The 13,379-nt window shown below is 67.2% G+C and carries 15 protein-coding genes; 6 read left to right on the top strand and 9 right to left on the bottom strand.

Annotation, left to right across the window (positions count from 1 at the left end; all coding sequences use genetic code 11):
* Positions 1 to 57 precede the first annotated feature (57 nt).
* From NL241_RS31525 to NL241_RS31510, 4 genes are read right to left on the bottom strand one after another with little or no spacing between them, the layout of a single operon-like run.
* Positions 58 to 840, bottom strand: coding sequence for an SGNH/GDSL hydrolase family protein (locus tag NL241_RS31525; protein ID WP_487690529.1), 783 nt, complete (start codon positions 838 to 840; stop codon positions 58 to 60).
* Between the two features lie 35 nt (positions 841 to 875).
* On the bottom strand, positions 876 to 1,880 hold the full coding sequence (locus NL241_RS31520; RefSeq protein ID WP_487690531.1) for a magnesium transporter CorA family protein: 1,005 nt from the start codon (positions 1,878 to 1,880) through the stop codon (positions 876 to 878).
* Between the two features lie 9 nt (positions 1,881 to 1,889).
* Complete coding sequence (locus NL241_RS31515) at positions 1,890 to 2,510, bottom strand: FMN-binding negative transcriptional regulator (RefSeq protein ID WP_487690533.1); 621 nt, start codon at positions 2,508 to 2,510, stop codon at positions 1,890 to 1,892.
* A gap of 5 nt (positions 2,511 to 2,515) precedes the next feature.
* On the bottom strand, positions 2,516 to 2,914 hold the full coding sequence (locus NL241_RS31510; protein WP_494396029.1) for a TIGR03668 family PPOX class F420-dependent oxidoreductase: 399 nt from the start codon (positions 2,912 to 2,914) through the stop codon (positions 2,516 to 2,518).
* A gap of 31 nt (positions 2,915 to 2,945) precedes the next feature.
* On the opposite strand from NL241_RS31510, the gene NL241_RS31505 reads away from it, so the two are divergent.
* Positions 2,946 to 3,854 carry a TIGR03564 family F420-dependent LLM class oxidoreductase gene (locus NL241_RS31505; RefSeq protein ID WP_494396028.1) on the top strand — a complete coding sequence of 303 codons (909 nt, stop codon included), beginning with the start codon at positions 2,946 to 2,948 and terminating at the stop codon, positions 3,852 to 3,854.
* Positions 3,855 to 3,860: 6 nt separating this feature from the next.
* Here NL241_RS31505 and NL241_RS31500 read toward each other — a convergent pair whose 3' ends face one another.
* The gene (locus NL241_RS31500; protein WP_487690538.1) at positions 3,861 to 4,139 is read right to left on the bottom strand and encodes a hypothetical protein; all 279 of its coding nucleotides are present in this window, start codon (positions 4,137 to 4,139) and stop codon (positions 3,861 to 3,863) included.
* Positions 4,140 to 4,296: 157 nt separating this feature from the next.
* Here NL241_RS31500 and NL241_RS31495 point away from each other — a divergent pair, with 157 nt between their 5' ends.
* Both NL241_RS31495 and NL241_RS31490 read left to right on the top strand, forming a co-directional pair.
* Positions 4,297 to 4,770 carry a DUF222 domain-containing protein gene (locus NL241_RS31495; RefSeq protein ID WP_494396027.1) on the top strand — a complete coding sequence of 158 codons (474 nt, stop codon included), beginning with the start codon at positions 4,297 to 4,299 and terminating at the stop codon, positions 4,768 to 4,770.
* Positions 4,701 to 6,173, top strand: coding sequence for a DUF222 domain-containing protein (locus tag NL241_RS31490; RefSeq protein ID WP_494398425.1), 1,473 nt, complete (start codon positions 4,701 to 4,703; stop codon positions 6,171 to 6,173). The genes NL241_RS31495 and NL241_RS31490 overlap by 70 nt, the downstream gene beginning before the upstream one ends.
* Here the strand turns inward: NL241_RS31490 and NL241_RS31485 are convergent.
* From NL241_RS31485 to NL241_RS31470, 4 genes are read right to left on the bottom strand one after another with little or no spacing between them, the layout of a single operon-like run.
* Positions 6,164 to 6,979 carry a HugZ family pyridoxamine 5'-phosphate oxidase gene (locus tag NL241_RS31485; RefSeq protein ID WP_494396026.1) on the bottom strand — a complete coding sequence of 272 codons (816 nt, stop codon included), beginning with the start codon at positions 6,977 to 6,979 and terminating at the stop codon, positions 6,164 to 6,166. The two genes, NL241_RS31490 and NL241_RS31485, sit on opposite strands and share 10 nt — an antisense overlap.
* Positions 6,980 to 7,015: 36 nt before the next feature.
* Positions 7,016 to 7,756: an alpha/beta hydrolase gene (locus tag NL241_RS31480; RefSeq protein WP_487690543.1), complete on the bottom strand. Its 741-nt coding sequence runs from the start codon at positions 7,754 to 7,756 to the stop codon at positions 7,016 to 7,018.
* A gap of 30 nt (positions 7,757 to 7,786) precedes the next feature.
* Complete coding sequence (locus NL241_RS31475) at positions 7,787 to 9,358, bottom strand: phytoene desaturase family protein (RefSeq protein ID WP_487690545.1); 1,572 nt, start codon at positions 9,356 to 9,358, stop codon at positions 7,787 to 7,789.
* A gap of 32 nt (positions 9,359 to 9,390) precedes the next feature.
* Entirely contained in the window at positions 9,391 to 10,005 is a 615-nt protein-coding gene (locus NL241_RS31470; protein WP_487690547.1) for a TetR family transcriptional regulator, read from the bottom strand.
* 268 nt (positions 10,006 to 10,273) lie between these two features.
* Between NL241_RS31470 and NL241_RS31465 the strand changes: the two genes are divergently transcribed.
* The 3 genes from NL241_RS31465 (at position 10,274) to NL241_RS31455 (ending at position 13,375) form a co-directional block, all read left to right on the top strand.
* Positions 10,274 to 11,254, top strand: coding sequence for an esterase family protein (locus NL241_RS31465; RefSeq protein WP_487690549.1), 981 nt, complete (start codon positions 10,274 to 10,276; stop codon positions 11,252 to 11,254).
* 146 nt (positions 11,255 to 11,400) lie between these two features.
* Entirely contained in the window at positions 11,401 to 12,519 is a 1,119-nt protein-coding gene (locus NL241_RS31460) for an ABC transporter substrate-binding protein (RefSeq protein ID WP_494396025.1), read from the top strand.
* A gap of 10 nt (positions 12,520 to 12,529) precedes the next feature.
* Complete coding sequence (locus NL241_RS31455) at positions 12,530 to 13,375, top strand: ABC transporter permease (RefSeq protein ID WP_494398424.1); 846 nt, start codon at positions 12,530 to 12,532, stop codon at positions 13,373 to 13,375.
* Positions 13,376 to 13,379: the final 4 nt, after the last annotated feature.

Genomic DNA, 13,379 nt, shown 5'->3' with positions numbered 1-13,379 from the left:
TGGACCACCGATGGTAGCGGCCCGTCACCCGGGACGTCGGTGTTTGCCGGCCGGCCGTTACATCCGGCATCGATCGGTCGGCACGGCCGTCAGCTCGGGGAATTTGGCCGTCTTGCCGTGTCCGGCGGGGAGGCTGCGGAGATTGCGCCAGACCCAGGGTACGAGCATGTTGCGGGTCCACTGGGCCTGCGCCCGCATCCGCGCCGCCGGGCCGGGTTGCTCCCCCGACCCCCGGGCAGTGGCCCAATCATGGTTGCTCCCAGGCAGTCCCAGGGCTTCAGCGGCGGCATCGGCGAACAGCTGGTGGCCGTAGGGCGAGGCGTGCATGCGGTCGATGCTCCACACCTGCGAGTCGAGCATGGACGGTGCGCTGAACAGATCTACGAGCCCGAAGCCGTGCTGGGCGGCCGAATTGGTGATGACGGCATTGATCTGCCGGAGCCTGGCGGCCAGCACCCGACCGACGGGCAGGATCCTGGCCACATCGGGGAAGGTGGTGGTGACGACGGTGGCGCCCGTCTCGGCGAGCCGGGTGTAGACGGTTTCGAGTTCCACGAGTGCGGTGTCGAACCAGCGGCCGGGCCGGACCATGTCGTTCATCCCCACGCAAAGCGTCACCAGATCCGGTGCCATGGCCAGCGCCGCGGGTAGCTGGTTGTCCAGGACATCGCGGGTGGTGCGCCCACGCACTGCGAGGTTCGCGTACTGCAGCCCCGGATAGAGCTCGGCCAGGTGCGCGGCGAGTCGATCGGCAAAGCCGCGCACACCGGTGTCGTCGTCACCGTCCCAGAGTCCTTCGGTCTGGCTGTCGCCGAGCGCCACATAGCGGGTGTACGCCATGGCGGGGACCTTAGTGGTGCTCGGTGAACAGAACGTCACAACCAGTCGCGGCGTTTGAACGTCACATACAGCGCGAACCCGATGATCAGGATCAGAGCCGTACTGGCCACGAAGCCGCCGAACGTGTCGAACCCCGGATACGGGACGTTCTGCCCGTAGAAACCGGTGATGGCCGTCGGCACCGCGATGATGGCCGCCCACCCGGTGAGCTTCTTCATGACCATGTTCAGCCGCGCATCCTGCAGCGAGAGATTGGTCTCGAAGACGGTGGTGATCATGTCGCGCAACGACTCCGTCCACTCCGACACCCGCAGTACGTGGTCGTAGAGGTCGACGTAGAGCGGGTCGAGTTCCGGAGCCTGGGTGCCGTCGGAGCGGTGATGCTGGATCGCGTTGATCACCTCACGCATCGGCAGGACCACCCGGCGCAGGTTCACCAGGTCCTTGCGCACGGCGAAGCTGCGGCGCTGGATGTTCGCGTCGCGCGACGGCGGATCGAACAGGGCGTCTTCGATGTCCTCGATACAGTCGTCGAGCACCTGCACCGCGTCGAAGTGTTCGTCGACCACCACGTCGAGCAGGCCATGGACCAGCGCGCCGACTCCGTACTGCTGGCCGCCGAGGTCGTCCCACCGCTGTAGCACCGCGGTGATGTCGTAGTGCGGCGCCAGCCGGACCGTCACCAGCGCCTGGGGCAACACGAACGCCGAGATGCGGTGCTTGGACAGCAGTGACCGCGGTTCCCCGTTGGGATCGGGTGCGGCCATCTCGACGGCGTACACCGTGAAGAAGGTGTGAGTGGGGTAGACGGTGGCCTTGACGCGCTCCGACGGTGCGACGGCGTCCTCGACCGCCCAGACGTTGAGGCCGAGTTCCTGGGCGAGATCAGCCAGTGCGCTGTGATCGGGGTCGTACATGTCGACCCACACCAGGGTTTCCGGCTCGGTGAGGTAGTCGGAGATGCGGTCGAAGTCGAAATCCTGCTGCAGGTGTCCCGAGCGCCATACCCGGCCCTGCACCACACATCCCGGCGGCGTCACCCGATCATGTTAGAGCTGCGACTCCATGGCATCGGCGATGGCGCGCGCGCCCGCGAACGGTTCGCCGCGAAGGCCGGTGACCACCCCGGCCTGGTCGGGCTGCGAGCGGTTCTGGCTCAGTTTGGCTTTGGCCTCGACGCGGAGCACGGTCACCTCGATACCGACGATGCCCCTCAGCTGGCCCTGGATATAGGGCTCCGGTGCGTCGGCCACCTGCCACGGTTGTGCGCGACCGGCTTCGTGGTTGTCGGTGAGCCGTTCCACGGCGTTGCGCAACCAGCCGGGATCGTCGTGCACACGCACCGTGCCGGTGAGGTGGACCGCGCTGTAGTTCCAGGTGGGCACGACGCGGCCGTGCTCGGCTTTGGCGGCATACCACGACGGACTGATGTAGGCCTGGTGGCCCGCGCAGATCAGGAGGACGGGGTCACCGTCGCTGATTGCGCGCCATTGCGGATTGGCGCGTGCCATGTGCGCGACGACGGTATCGCCGTCCCACAGAATCGGCAGCAGGGTCGAGACCGGGAAACCGTCTCCGGCCACCGTCACCAACTCGGCCGAACCCGCCGCGGCGACGTGGGCGCGGATGGCCTCGTCGTCGTCGAGTCGATTCGCCGGTGGAATGTACATGCGCCTCAGGGTAGTCCCCAGGACACCCACCGCTGCAACTCGATTTCGATCACCGGTCCGTCCAGCGGGATGTGTTGATACTGAGGGTATTTGGCGCGCAAAAGGGTCAGTGCGGTGCGGTTCTCCACGATCTGGGCTGTTCCGTCGATCCGGATCCACCACAGCTGTGTCCAGTCGTCGTCGTAGTGGTCGACGAGCATGCTGACGTGGGGGTTCTCCCGGATGTTCGCCAGGCGTTTGAGCCGTGTGGTGGACTTGGGCTTGCCGTCCACGGCGGTGAAGACAGTGTTGCCCTGCACTGCGAACACCACGGGCACCAGGTGCGGTACGCCGCCGGGGCCCACGGTCGCGAGTCTGGCCACCGGCGCGTCGATGAACTGCGCCGGCAGCGGGGGTTCGGCCATGGCTTCAGACTAGGTGCGTCATCATCGACGCATGCAGATCAGCGTCCTCGAGTACACCGGCGACCCGTTCACCATCGACTCCTACGTGGCGCAGCTGGCGCAGGTGCGTGACGAGGGCTTCGCCCGGCTGTGGAGCACCCAGCTGCCGTATGAGCGGGATCTGCTGACCGCGCTGGCGGTGGCGTTCCGTGAAGTCCCCGATATCGAGGTGGGCACCGGCGTCCTGCCTATCCAGAACCAGCATCCGATGTTGCTGGCGCAGCGTGCACTGACCTTGAATGCCATTGCGGGAGGCCGTTTCACACTGGGTATCGGGCTGACGCATGCTGCGGTGTCGGAGGGGATGTGGGGTATCTCCTGGGCCAAGCCCATCCGGCGTCTCACCGAGTATCTCGACGCGCTGTTGCCACTGCTCAACGGGCAACCGGCAGACGTCAGTGGTGAGCTCGTCACGGCCCGCGGCGCGGTACAGATCCCTGGTGCCCCGGCTCCCGACGTCTACGTCGCCGCCCTGGGTCCGCAGATGCTCAAAGTGGCCGGGCGGCGTACGTCGGGGACCGTCACCTGGATGACCGGTCCGCGCACCTTGGAGACCCACATCGGACCGGTGTTACGAAGTGCGGCAGGCGAAGCCGCGCGTTCTGTGCGTGTGGTGGCTGCGCTGCCGGTCAGTGTCACCGACGACGTGGACGGGGCTCGGAAGGTGGCCGCGAAGCAGTTCGCGATGTACGGGCAGTTGCCGTCCTACCGGGCGATGTTGGACCGCGAAGGCTTCGCCGGTCCAGAGGACGCGGCTCTGATCGGCGACGAGTCGGTGGTGTCGGGTCGCTTGGACGAGTTGCGGGCCGCTGGTGTCGACGAGTTCGTGGGGGCGACGTTCGACCGCTCGGCCGAGGGCCGGGCGCGTACCCGTGCCCTGTTGCGCCGCTGGGCTGGGTGACTGCGCTCAGATGCCGGTGCACACCGACGGTGCGAACGGAACCGGAATCGGCACGCAGACTCCCACCCCGAAGCCCGGCGTCAGGTCCCCGTTCCACGCCGGTGGCGGAGGGGGCGGCGGCGGTGGAAGCGGTGCTGCCACACATGTGTTCGACGGCGGGTCGTAGACGGTTCCCCAACCGCATTCGGTTGCGTCAGCGACGCCGGGTGACATCAGTGTCACGAAGGCGAGCGGCGCCAACGAGGACACGCCGATGATCTCCAAACGGTGAACTGTGCCCGCCATGGCAGGCCTCCCTCGATCGATCCCCAACCCGGGTCCAGCCGAATTTTACGCCTGTCGCGTCACAGGTCAGACCGGAATCGGCCGGCCCAAAGCCGCGCTGCCCGAGGGCAACTGCGTCGCCACCGGATTGTCGGGGGGTGGAGTTAGAATCGAACACATGTTCGATGACTTGTTGGATCCGGCGACCTGCGGGGAGATCACCCGCGCGCAGATGGTCACCGCGATCCGGCAATACCACCGCCTGCAGGCCACCACGACCGCCCGGACCTGGGCGTTCATCGCGATGCTGCTGCGCGATCACGAAGACGAGGAAGCAGCCCGGCAGCAACAGCACTGGGCGCACGACGCCTGGGCCGCGGTATGCGATCAAGTCGGCCCGGCCTTGAGTCTGAGCCCGCGCCGGGCCTCGGGCCAGATGCGGCTGGCCGAAGCCCTGGCGGTGCGCCTGCCGCAGGTGGCGTCACTGCTTGAGCACGGCATGATCTCCGCGCAGGTCGCCGCCACCATCGTCTACCGCACCGCACTCGTCGCCCCGGCGCCCAAGCCGCCGTTGATGCCGAGATCGCCGAGCGTGCCGGTGGGTTCACCACCCTCTCGGAGACCGACTTGGAAACCGCCATCGATGCGGTGATCGAAGAACACGACCCCGATGCCGTGCGCCGGTATCGCCAGGCCGTCAAGAACTGCGATGTGGCGGTTGGCAAACGTGATGACGCCACCGGCACCAAATCGCTCTACGGGCGGGTCTCCGACATCGACGCCGACCTGTCGGTGCGGATCTTGAACGCCTACGCCGACACCGTCTGCAAGGACGACCCCCGTTCCCGGGGCGAATTGCGCGCCGCGGCCTACGGGGCGATGTTCCGCCGCCAGGACCGCCTGGTGTGCCAGTGCGGCAACCCCGAGTGTGCTGCGACCACCATCCCCTCGAGAGTCGAGTCGGTGATCGTGCATGTGCTGGCCGAACAAGCCACCCTGGAGGCCGCCCTCGCCGACGTCGCGGCCGCCCGGAGCTTTCAGCCCGATGACAGCCCAGCCCCGACGGTGGATCTGGAGGCGCCGACCTCAGGTGAGCAGGGCTGGGCGGATTGGAACTGCACTGCACCTGACCTCGGGGCAGAACCACCCGCCCTCGACGACTTCACCCCCGAACCAGGCGCGGACACCTCGGGACACGCTCGACCGCTTGATGATTCGAATGAGTCGACATCGCCCGACGACGATGACGAGGACGAGAAAGGCCCGCCGTGTGCCACCCGCACCACACCGGAGCCATCACCCGGGCCCTGTGATTCGAGCGACGCCGCGGCGCCCGAGACCGGCACCGACCCGGAATGCTGTGCACCGCAGCCGGATTCGGCCGAGGCCACCCCACCCGCCGCGAGCGCCGCACCGGTGCGGCCGGCGGTCACCCTCACCGGTGCCGTCATCCCCACCGGGCTGCTGGCCGAATTGATCCGCACCGGGGCGACAGTCAAGGCCTTACCGATCCCCACCGAACAGCCCAGGACGGGATACGCATTCACCGGAACACTGCGCGAATTCGTGCAATGCCGTGACATGCGCTGCCGGTTCCCGGGCTGCAACCGCCGCGCCGAATATGCCGACATCGACCACACCATCCCCGACAGCGACGGCGGCCCCACCCACGCTTCCAACGGCAAAGTGCTGTGCCGCGAGCATCATCTCGCCAAGACGTTCCGCACCGGGCCCGAGGGATGGACCGACGAACAACTGCCCACCGGCGAAGTCATCTGGCGAGCACCCACGGGACACGAGTACCTCACCGAACCCGGCACCCGGCTGGTGTTTTCCGACTGGGACCCCACCACCGCCAAACTCCCACCACCGGCCAAACGCACGAAACGACGCAAGACCGACCCGGGCCCCACCATGCCCATACGCAAACGCACCCGAGAACAAGACCGCCAACAACGCATCGACGCCGAACGCGAATACAACGCCACCCAACGCGCCCTCGAAGATGGTGGACGGAGTAGGCCCCCGCCCGAGGGCTGGGCGGGTCAGGGCTGACCCGCACCTGCTTCACGCGCGGCCTTCACCAAAGCCACACTGGCAGCGCGCATCTCGGCGACGGCATTCAGTCGCTCCGGATAGCCCACGCGGGTGTAAGCGATGCCGCGCGGGGTGGTGACCTTCAGGTCCAGGCCATAGCGGTCCGCGCCGGTGCAGGTGGCTGCGGTGGCGTCGGGGAAGCCGCCGAGGTGCTGGGCCATCAGGGCCAGGGAGCCGGCATGGTCGGCGTTCAAGTGCGCAATCGCATTGGCCGCCTGCAGTGTCACCGGATCCGGCTCTGCCGCAGAGTAATCGGCACCGGTGGCCGAATCCATTCGGCCGTAACCGCCGACCCAGCGGACCCGGTGTACGCGCAGGACCCACAGCGCGAAGTCGCTGTAGTCGATGTAGTACTTGGCGGCGGGCACGGCAGCGATGTGAGCGGCGCGAGCGGCCTCCAGTTCAGCGCCGACGGGATGCTGCACCACCCCGGCGAGGGTGATGCGGGCATTGGCCAGTGGATCGGTATCGGTGGCCGGCGCCACGACGGCGATGCTGGCGCGTTGATCGCCGGCCAGGTTACGACCGTGCTCGGCCATGTGCGAGACGCACAGCACCGGCGCTCCGTCGAGCAAGCCATAGGTCACCAGGGACGCCCACGGGTCACCGTCGGTGGTGAGAGTGGCCAGGGTCCCGGTGTTGGTGGAGGCCGCGATGGTGCGGGCCTCCTCGGCAGCTGACGGCCGAACCGGATTGACGGGCTGGGTCAGCGGCGGCGGGATGGACGGCGCGTCGCCGGGGTCGCCATGGTCACGGTTTGCCACATGTCTCCTCGTAGGTTCAGATGGCGAAGTCGAATGTCAGACGGTACGCCGCAGCCAGGACAGCACCGGGGGCGCCACTGTCTCGACAGCCGATTCGGCGATGATCCAATGCGGGAGCATCGGGTGCACCTGGTGTGCGGCGCCGTACCGCGCTGCGATCCGGCGCGAGATCCATTGCGCGACATTCCGGTCCTCGCCGGCGCTGACACACAGAACCGGGCACGTCACGGCCGAGGACTTCACTCTGGTGGACGAGGCGCCCAGGGACATCTCACGGAACACCCGACCGGAGTCGCGTACCAGGCGCGGCAGCAGGACGTCCTGCTCGGCACGCGCCAGCGTGCTCAGCGGCACCTTCCGGATGGTCGACTCCGACGGCAGGAACGGCCGGCCGCGCAGAATGTCCGGAAGCAGCGGCACCAGATGTCGCAGCACTCTGGCCTGCGGCACGAGGATCCCCGGCGGAATCGAGGCGAGCAGAACAAGTGCGGCGGGATCACGGGCCGCGGCGACCTTCTGGCCGAGCAGGCCACCCAGGCTGTGTCCGATCACGATCGCCGGTTCCCCGAGGGCGTCGTAGGCGGACAGGGCCACCGCGTAACAGTCGTCGATGCCGGTGCGGGTGAGCACCGCATCGTCGGAGGGGTCGCGGCCGGGCAGGGCGGGGGCGTGGCAGTCGTAGCCGGCGGCGGTGAAGTAGTCGATCCACGGGCCGAACAGCGACGGGCGGCCGAAGAAGCTGTGCAGAAGCAGGATCTTCCGGGGATTGGCGCCCATGGCGCCAGTATGCCTGCGATCGGTCGGCGGTTAGCCGGAATCGATGAGCGCCTGGTGGGCGGCGTTGTACCCCGGGATGAAGGTAATGCCCGGCCCACCATGGCATCCCGCGCCACCCAGATACAGCCCCTCGACAGGCAGAGGCTGGTCGACGTAGCCGCGCGGCCCGGGGCGGTTCACCCCGATCTGATCGGAGTGCAGCAGCCCATGGCAATAGTCCCCGCCGGGCGCGCCGAACATGGTGCCCATGTGTCTCGGGGTGAAGGTGGTGTGCCGGATGATCGACCGTTCGAAGTTGGGCGCCAACCGGGTGATCTTGTCGATGACCCGCTGGCCCATCGCCGCTTTCAGTTCGCCGTAACCGGCTTCGTGCTCCTCGACGGGGAACCACAGCGCGAATGCCGACGCCGCATGCTTGCCCTCGGGCGCCAGTTCCGGATCATGCACCGACGGAATCTGCAGCGCGATGGCCGGATCACGGGGAACGTGGCCGCGGCGGCTGGCTTCCCACTGCTCCTGCAGCTCCTCGGGAGTGCTGAACAAGCCGATGGCGGACTGCATCGCGGGATCGTTGAGTACCTCGTAGGGTGCGGCGAATTCGGGGATGCCGTCGAGGGCGAAGTGCATCTGCAGATAACTGCCGCGGTGGTCGATGCGGGCGTAGCGGTCGCGCACCTCGACCGGCATTGTGCCGCCATCGACAAGAGAAACAGTCACATCGGGAGCCAGGCTGGAGATGACGATCGGAGCCGTCAGCACCGACCCGTCCTGCAAGCGCACGCCGCTGACGCGGCCGTCGGTCACGAGGATCTCGTCGACCCGGCTGCGCAACCGCACCTGCCCGCCGTGTGACTCCACGCGCTCGCGTAGGTGCACCGTGAGCGCGCCGATGCCGCCTTTGAGTTTCTTCATCAGCACGGCGCCGGCGTCGGGTACCGCCAGTCCGTAGGCCAGCGCCGCGGCGCTGCCGGGTGTCTGCGGTCCGCGGTAGGTGGTGTTGACGGCGAGGAAGGCGAGCATTCCGCGTAGCGCGCCGTGCTTCTCCCGGTCGGGGAGGTAACGGTCCAGTACGTCGGACACCGAGGCGAACAGCATGTCGTTGATCGCGGCGCGCTCGAAATCGTTGGTGGCGCACGCGAACATCTGGTCGAACGTCTTCGGTGGCCGGCCGGCATCGAACCGGCCGAGGGCCCGGGTGGGCGCCAGGCTCCACGCCATCAGGCCGGCCATGCCGTTGACGGCCTCGGCGCCGTGCACGTCGTTGAGATGCGTCATCAGCTGCATGGGGTCGGTGTAGTAGACGACGGGTGCATCGCCGACGCCGCGCAGCGACACCGACATCACGTCGACGTCGATGGTGGGCAAGGTGTCCAGGCCCAGCTCTGCGCTCACTTCCAGTGAGGTGGGGAACTGCAGCGAGCCGGCGATCTCGAACCGATAGCCAGCCCCGTTGTCCCGGAAGAGTTCGACCGTCGAGGCCATGCCACCGGCGTAGAGCTTGAAGTCCAGGCAGACCGTGCGCAGGCCCGCTGCCGCCGCGATGGCCGCGGAGGTGAGCCCGTTGTGCCCGGCGCCGACCACAATCACGTCAAAATCGGGCATGACCGGGCTCCCTCACGTCAAAGTTTTGTCAATTATGACGAAACCAGGTCGTGCACGATGCCGGATTCGAGGGATGACAACGCGGTCTGACACAGCCGGGACAGTTCGTCGAGCGATCTGTCCTCGCCGACCATCCAGACCTCCATGGCACCGAACACCGCTGCGGCGATGCACCGGGCCGCGACGGTCAGATGCAGACGCCGGTCTCCGGAGCCGTTGCCCCGGTGAGTGCGGCGCAGATGCGCTTCGACAGCGATCGCGAAGTCCGCTTCCACCTGGCGGATGTTGCGCACGATCCGCTCGCTGTCCAGTTCGCCGGCGCGCAGCCGGGCGATCTTGGTGACGGCCTCGGCGTCGTAGGGGAAGGCCGCGATGGCGGTGTTGACTGCCACCAGGACGGGTTCGTCAGCGGGCCGGGAGGCCAGCGCGGCGCGAAACCACTGCAGGCCGGCGTCGAAGTCGGCGAACAGCAAATCGTGTTTGGAGGTGAAGTGCCGGTAGAAGGTCCGCAGCGAAACGCCGGCATCGGCGGCGATCTGATCGGCCGACGTCGCCTCCACGCCCTGGGCGAGGAACCTGACGAGCGCGGCCTGGCGCAGCGCTTCGCGGGTGCGTTCGCTGCGGGCTGTTTGTGCAGGTCGGACCATCGCCGCCACGCTACCGGAGCTGACCGAGGCCCCCGCGGGATGGCATATTTGCCGAAACGGTCAGTTTTTACGGTTCGCGTAACCACCCCTTTATCAGCTAGCGTCCACTATCGCTAGCTGGGTGTCCCCTGTAGGGTCAGCCGGCAGGGGAGCGTCATGTGTGACAACGAAGACGACTGGTACAGGATCGCCGTCGCGCCACGGTGCGTCGGCAATGGAGTCGCGACGGCATCTGCGTCGTAAGCACAGATTGGCTGGAAATCAACTGATGAAATTCTTCTCGAAGCTGCGTGGGAATTGGGCGCGTCGGCTCGGTGTCGCGGCGGTGGCGTCCGCGGCTCTGCCCGGACTGCTCGGCGTGACCGGGATGACCGCGACGGCAGGGGCGTTCTCGCGCCCGGGCCTGCCGGTGGAATACCTGATGGTGCCGTCGCCCTCGATGGGCAAGGACATCAAGGTCCAGTTCCAGAGCGGCGGCCCGAACTCGCCGGCGGTCTACCTCCTCGATGGCCTGCGTGCCCAGGAGGACTTCAACGGCTGGGACATCAACACCCAGGCCTTCGAGTGGTACCTCGACTCGGGTCTGTCGATCGTCATGCCGGTGGGTGGACAGTCGAGCTTCTACACCGACTGGTACGCCCCGGCCCGCAACAAGGGCCCGACCCAGACCTACAAGTGGGAGACCTTCCTGACCTCGGAGCTGCCGAACTGGCTGGCCGCCAATCGTCAGGTGCGTTCCACCAACAACGCCGCGGTCGGCCTGTCCATGGCCGGCTCGGCGTCGCTGATCCTGTCGGTGTACCACCCGAACCAGTTCACCTACGCCAGCTCCATGTCCGGCTTCCTGAACCCCTCCGAGGGCTGGTGGCCGTTCCTGATCAACATCTCGATGGGTGACGCCGGCGGCTTCAAGGCCGACGACATGTGGGGCAAGACCGAAGACCCGAACAGCGGCTGGAAGCGCAACGACCCGATGGTGCAGATCCCGCAGATCGTCGCCAACGGCACCCGCATCTGGATCTACTGCGGTAACGGCCAGCCCAACGAGCTCGGTGGCGGCGACCTGCCGGCCACGTTCCTGGAGGGCCTGACCATCCGCACCAACATCACCTTCCGTGACAACTACATCGCGGCGGGCGGTAGCAACGGTGTCTTCAACTTCCCGAACAACGGCACCCACAACTGGAACTACTGGGGCCGGGAGCTGCAGGCCATGAAGCCGGACCTGCAGGCGCATCTGATCGGCTGACCCGAATCACGAGAAGATCCCCCAACTGTCACAGTTGGGGGATTTTCTCGTTGTGGGCCGTGTTCTCCGGTTACGTTCACCCCGGCGCCGTGCGGCGTAAACCGGCGCGTCACGTGGTAGTCGAATGACCATCGGAAGGTTCGGCCATGACATCTGTCCTCACGTCCAAGCGCCTCCTCGGCGCTGTCTCGGCCAGTGCTCTGGTCCTCGCGATGGCTGCCTGCGCACCGCCGGAGAAGGAGAGCTCCGGCGAGCAGACCGACGGCGGCGTCAATGCCGCGGAAGCCACCTCCGCGGAGGACTTCGGTGGGCTCGAAGGTCTGGTGGAAGCCGCCAAGGCCGAAGGTGAGCTCAATGTGATCGCGTTGCCGCCGGACTGGGCGAACTACGGCGCCGTCATCGACGCGTTCAGCCAGAAGTACGGCATCAAGGTGAACTCGGCTCAGCCCGACGCCTCCAGCCAGGACGAGATCAACGCCGCGAACCAGCAGAAGGGCCGCAGCACCGCGCCTGACGTGTTCGACCTCGGTCAGTCGGTGGCGCTGGCCAACACCGCGATGTTCGCCCCGTACAAGGTCGAGACCTTCGGCGAGATCGGCGACGAACTCAAAGACGCCGACGGCCTGTGGGTCAACGACTACGGCGGCTACATGTCGATCGGGTTCGACTCGGCGAAGGTGCCGCCGGTCACCAGCGTCAACGATCTGCTCAAGCCCGAGTACCAGGGCAAGGTCGCGCTCAACGGAGACCCGACTCAGGCCGGCGCGGCGTTCTCCGGTGTCGTCATGGTGGCGGTGTCCCAGGGCGGATCGGCCGACGACATCGCCCCCGGCGTGGAGTTCTTCCGCAAGCTCAAGGAGGCGGGCAACTTCCTGCCCGTCGATCCGACACCGGCCACCATCGAATCGGGTCAGACCCCGGTGGTGATCGACTGGAACTACCTCAACGAAGCCGAGACCAAGAAGCTGCCGAGCTGGCAGACGCTGGTGCCGCAGGACGCCGCCGTGGCCGGCTACTACTACCAGGCCATCAACAAGGACGCTCCGCATCCCGCCGCCGCCCGGTTGTGGCAGGAGTTCCTCTACAGCGACGAGGGCCAGAAGCTCTACGCCGAGGGCGGGGTGCGACCGGTGCGGGCCGATGCGTTGATCAAGAGCGGGGTGCAGCTTCCCGAGATCGAGGGGCCGACGACGATCCTGACCAAGGAGCAGACGGACGCGGCGTCGAAGTACCTGGCGGAGAACTGGGCCGCGGCCGTTGGCTGACACCACCGTGCTGGTCCGCCGGCTGCGGGACGGGCTGCCGCTGCTGCCGTTCTTCGCCTTCGTCGCGATCTTCCTGATCGTCCCGACCGTGACGGTGATCGTGAACGCCTTCGTGGGGGACGAAGGCTTCACGTTCGACCTGGTGGCCGCGTTGTTCTCGGACACCGCCCTGGCCGCACTGTGGCGCAGCCTGTTGCTGTCCGGCAGTACGGCGATCATCGGTGCGGTGCTGGGGGCGGTGCTGGCGTGGCTGATCCTGGCCCGCCCGGCGACGTCGGCGTTCCGGCGGGCGGCGCTGTCGTTGTGCAGCGTGTTGGCTCAGTTCGGCGGTGTGGCACTGGCATTCGCGTTCCTGGCGACGATCGGGCTCAACGGTGTGCTGACCGTCTGGGTGGTCGACCTGTCCGGGTTCAACCTCGCCGGCGGCGGCTGGTTGTACGGCCTGTCCGGGCTGGTGCTGGTGTACACCTACTTCCAGATCCCGCTGATGGTCATCGTGTTCCTTCCCGCACTCGAGGGGTTGCGAGAACAGTGGCGCGAAGCGGCGGTCAGCCTGGGAGCCACCACCTGGCAGTACTGGCGGGAAGTCGCGCTCCCGTTGTTGACACCGGCCTTTCTCGGTGGGGTACTGCTGTTGTTCGCCAACGCTTTTGCGGCCTACGCCACGGCCGCGGCGCTGGTCAGCCAGGGCAGTCCCATCCTGCCGCTGCTGATCCGGGCGGCGCTGACCAGTGAGGTGGTGTTGGGACAGTCCGGATTCGCCTACGCGCTGGCACTGGAGATGATCATCGTGGTCGCCGTGGTGATGGTGGCGTACAACCTGCTGGTGCGACGCACGAGCCGGTGGCTTCGGTGAGTCA

It is taken from the genome of Mycolicibacterium sp. SMGY-1XX (assembly GCF_059132455.1).
The sequence above is the reverse complement of the archived record's forward strand: the minus strand, read 5'-3'. Positions and strand labels throughout refer to the sequence as shown.

Excerpts from the sequence above, each read along its gene's own strand:
- NL241_RS31480 (WP_487690543.1), bottom strand. The coding sequence starts at position 7,756 with ATGGGCGCCAATCCCCGGAAGATCCTGCTTCTGCACAGCTTCTTCGGC.
- NL241_RS31460 (WP_494396025.1), top strand. The coding sequence starts at position 11,401 with ATGACATCTGTCCTCACGTCCAAGCGCCTCCTCGGCGCTGTCTCGGCC.
- NL241_RS31470 (WP_487690547.1), bottom strand. The coding sequence starts at position 10,005 with ATGGTCCGACCTGCACAAACAGCCCGCAGCGAACGCACCCGCGAAGCG.
- NL241_RS31475 (WP_487690545.1), bottom strand. The coding sequence starts at position 9,358 with ATGCCCGATTTTGACGTGATTGTGGTCGGCGCCGGGCACAACGGGCTC.
- NL241_RS31500 (WP_487690538.1), bottom strand. The coding sequence starts at position 4,139 with ATGGCGGGCACAGTTCACCGTTTGGAGATCATCGGCGTGTCCTCGTTG.
- NL241_RS31505 (WP_494396028.1), top strand. The coding sequence starts at position 2,946 with ATGCAGATCAGCGTCCTCGAGTACACCGGCGACCCGTTCACCATCGAC.
- NL241_RS31465 (WP_487690549.1), top strand. The coding sequence starts at position 10,274 with ATGAAATTCTTCTCGAAGCTGCGTGGGAATTGGGCGCGTCGGCTCGGT.
- NL241_RS31515 (WP_487690533.1), bottom strand. The coding sequence starts at position 2,510 with ATGTACATTCCACCGGCGAATCGACTCGACGACGACGAGGCCATCCGC.
- NL241_RS31510 (WP_494396029.1), bottom strand. The coding sequence starts at position 2,914 with ATGGCCGAACCCCCGCTGCCGGCGCAGTTCATCGACGCGCCGGTGGCC.
- NL241_RS31525 (WP_487690529.1), bottom strand. The coding sequence starts at position 840 with ATGGCGTACACCCGCTATGTGGCGCTCGGCGACAGCCAGACCGAAGGA.
- NL241_RS31495 (WP_494396027.1), top strand. The coding sequence starts at position 4,297 with ATGTTCGATGACTTGTTGGATCCGGCGACCTGCGGGGAGATCACCCGC.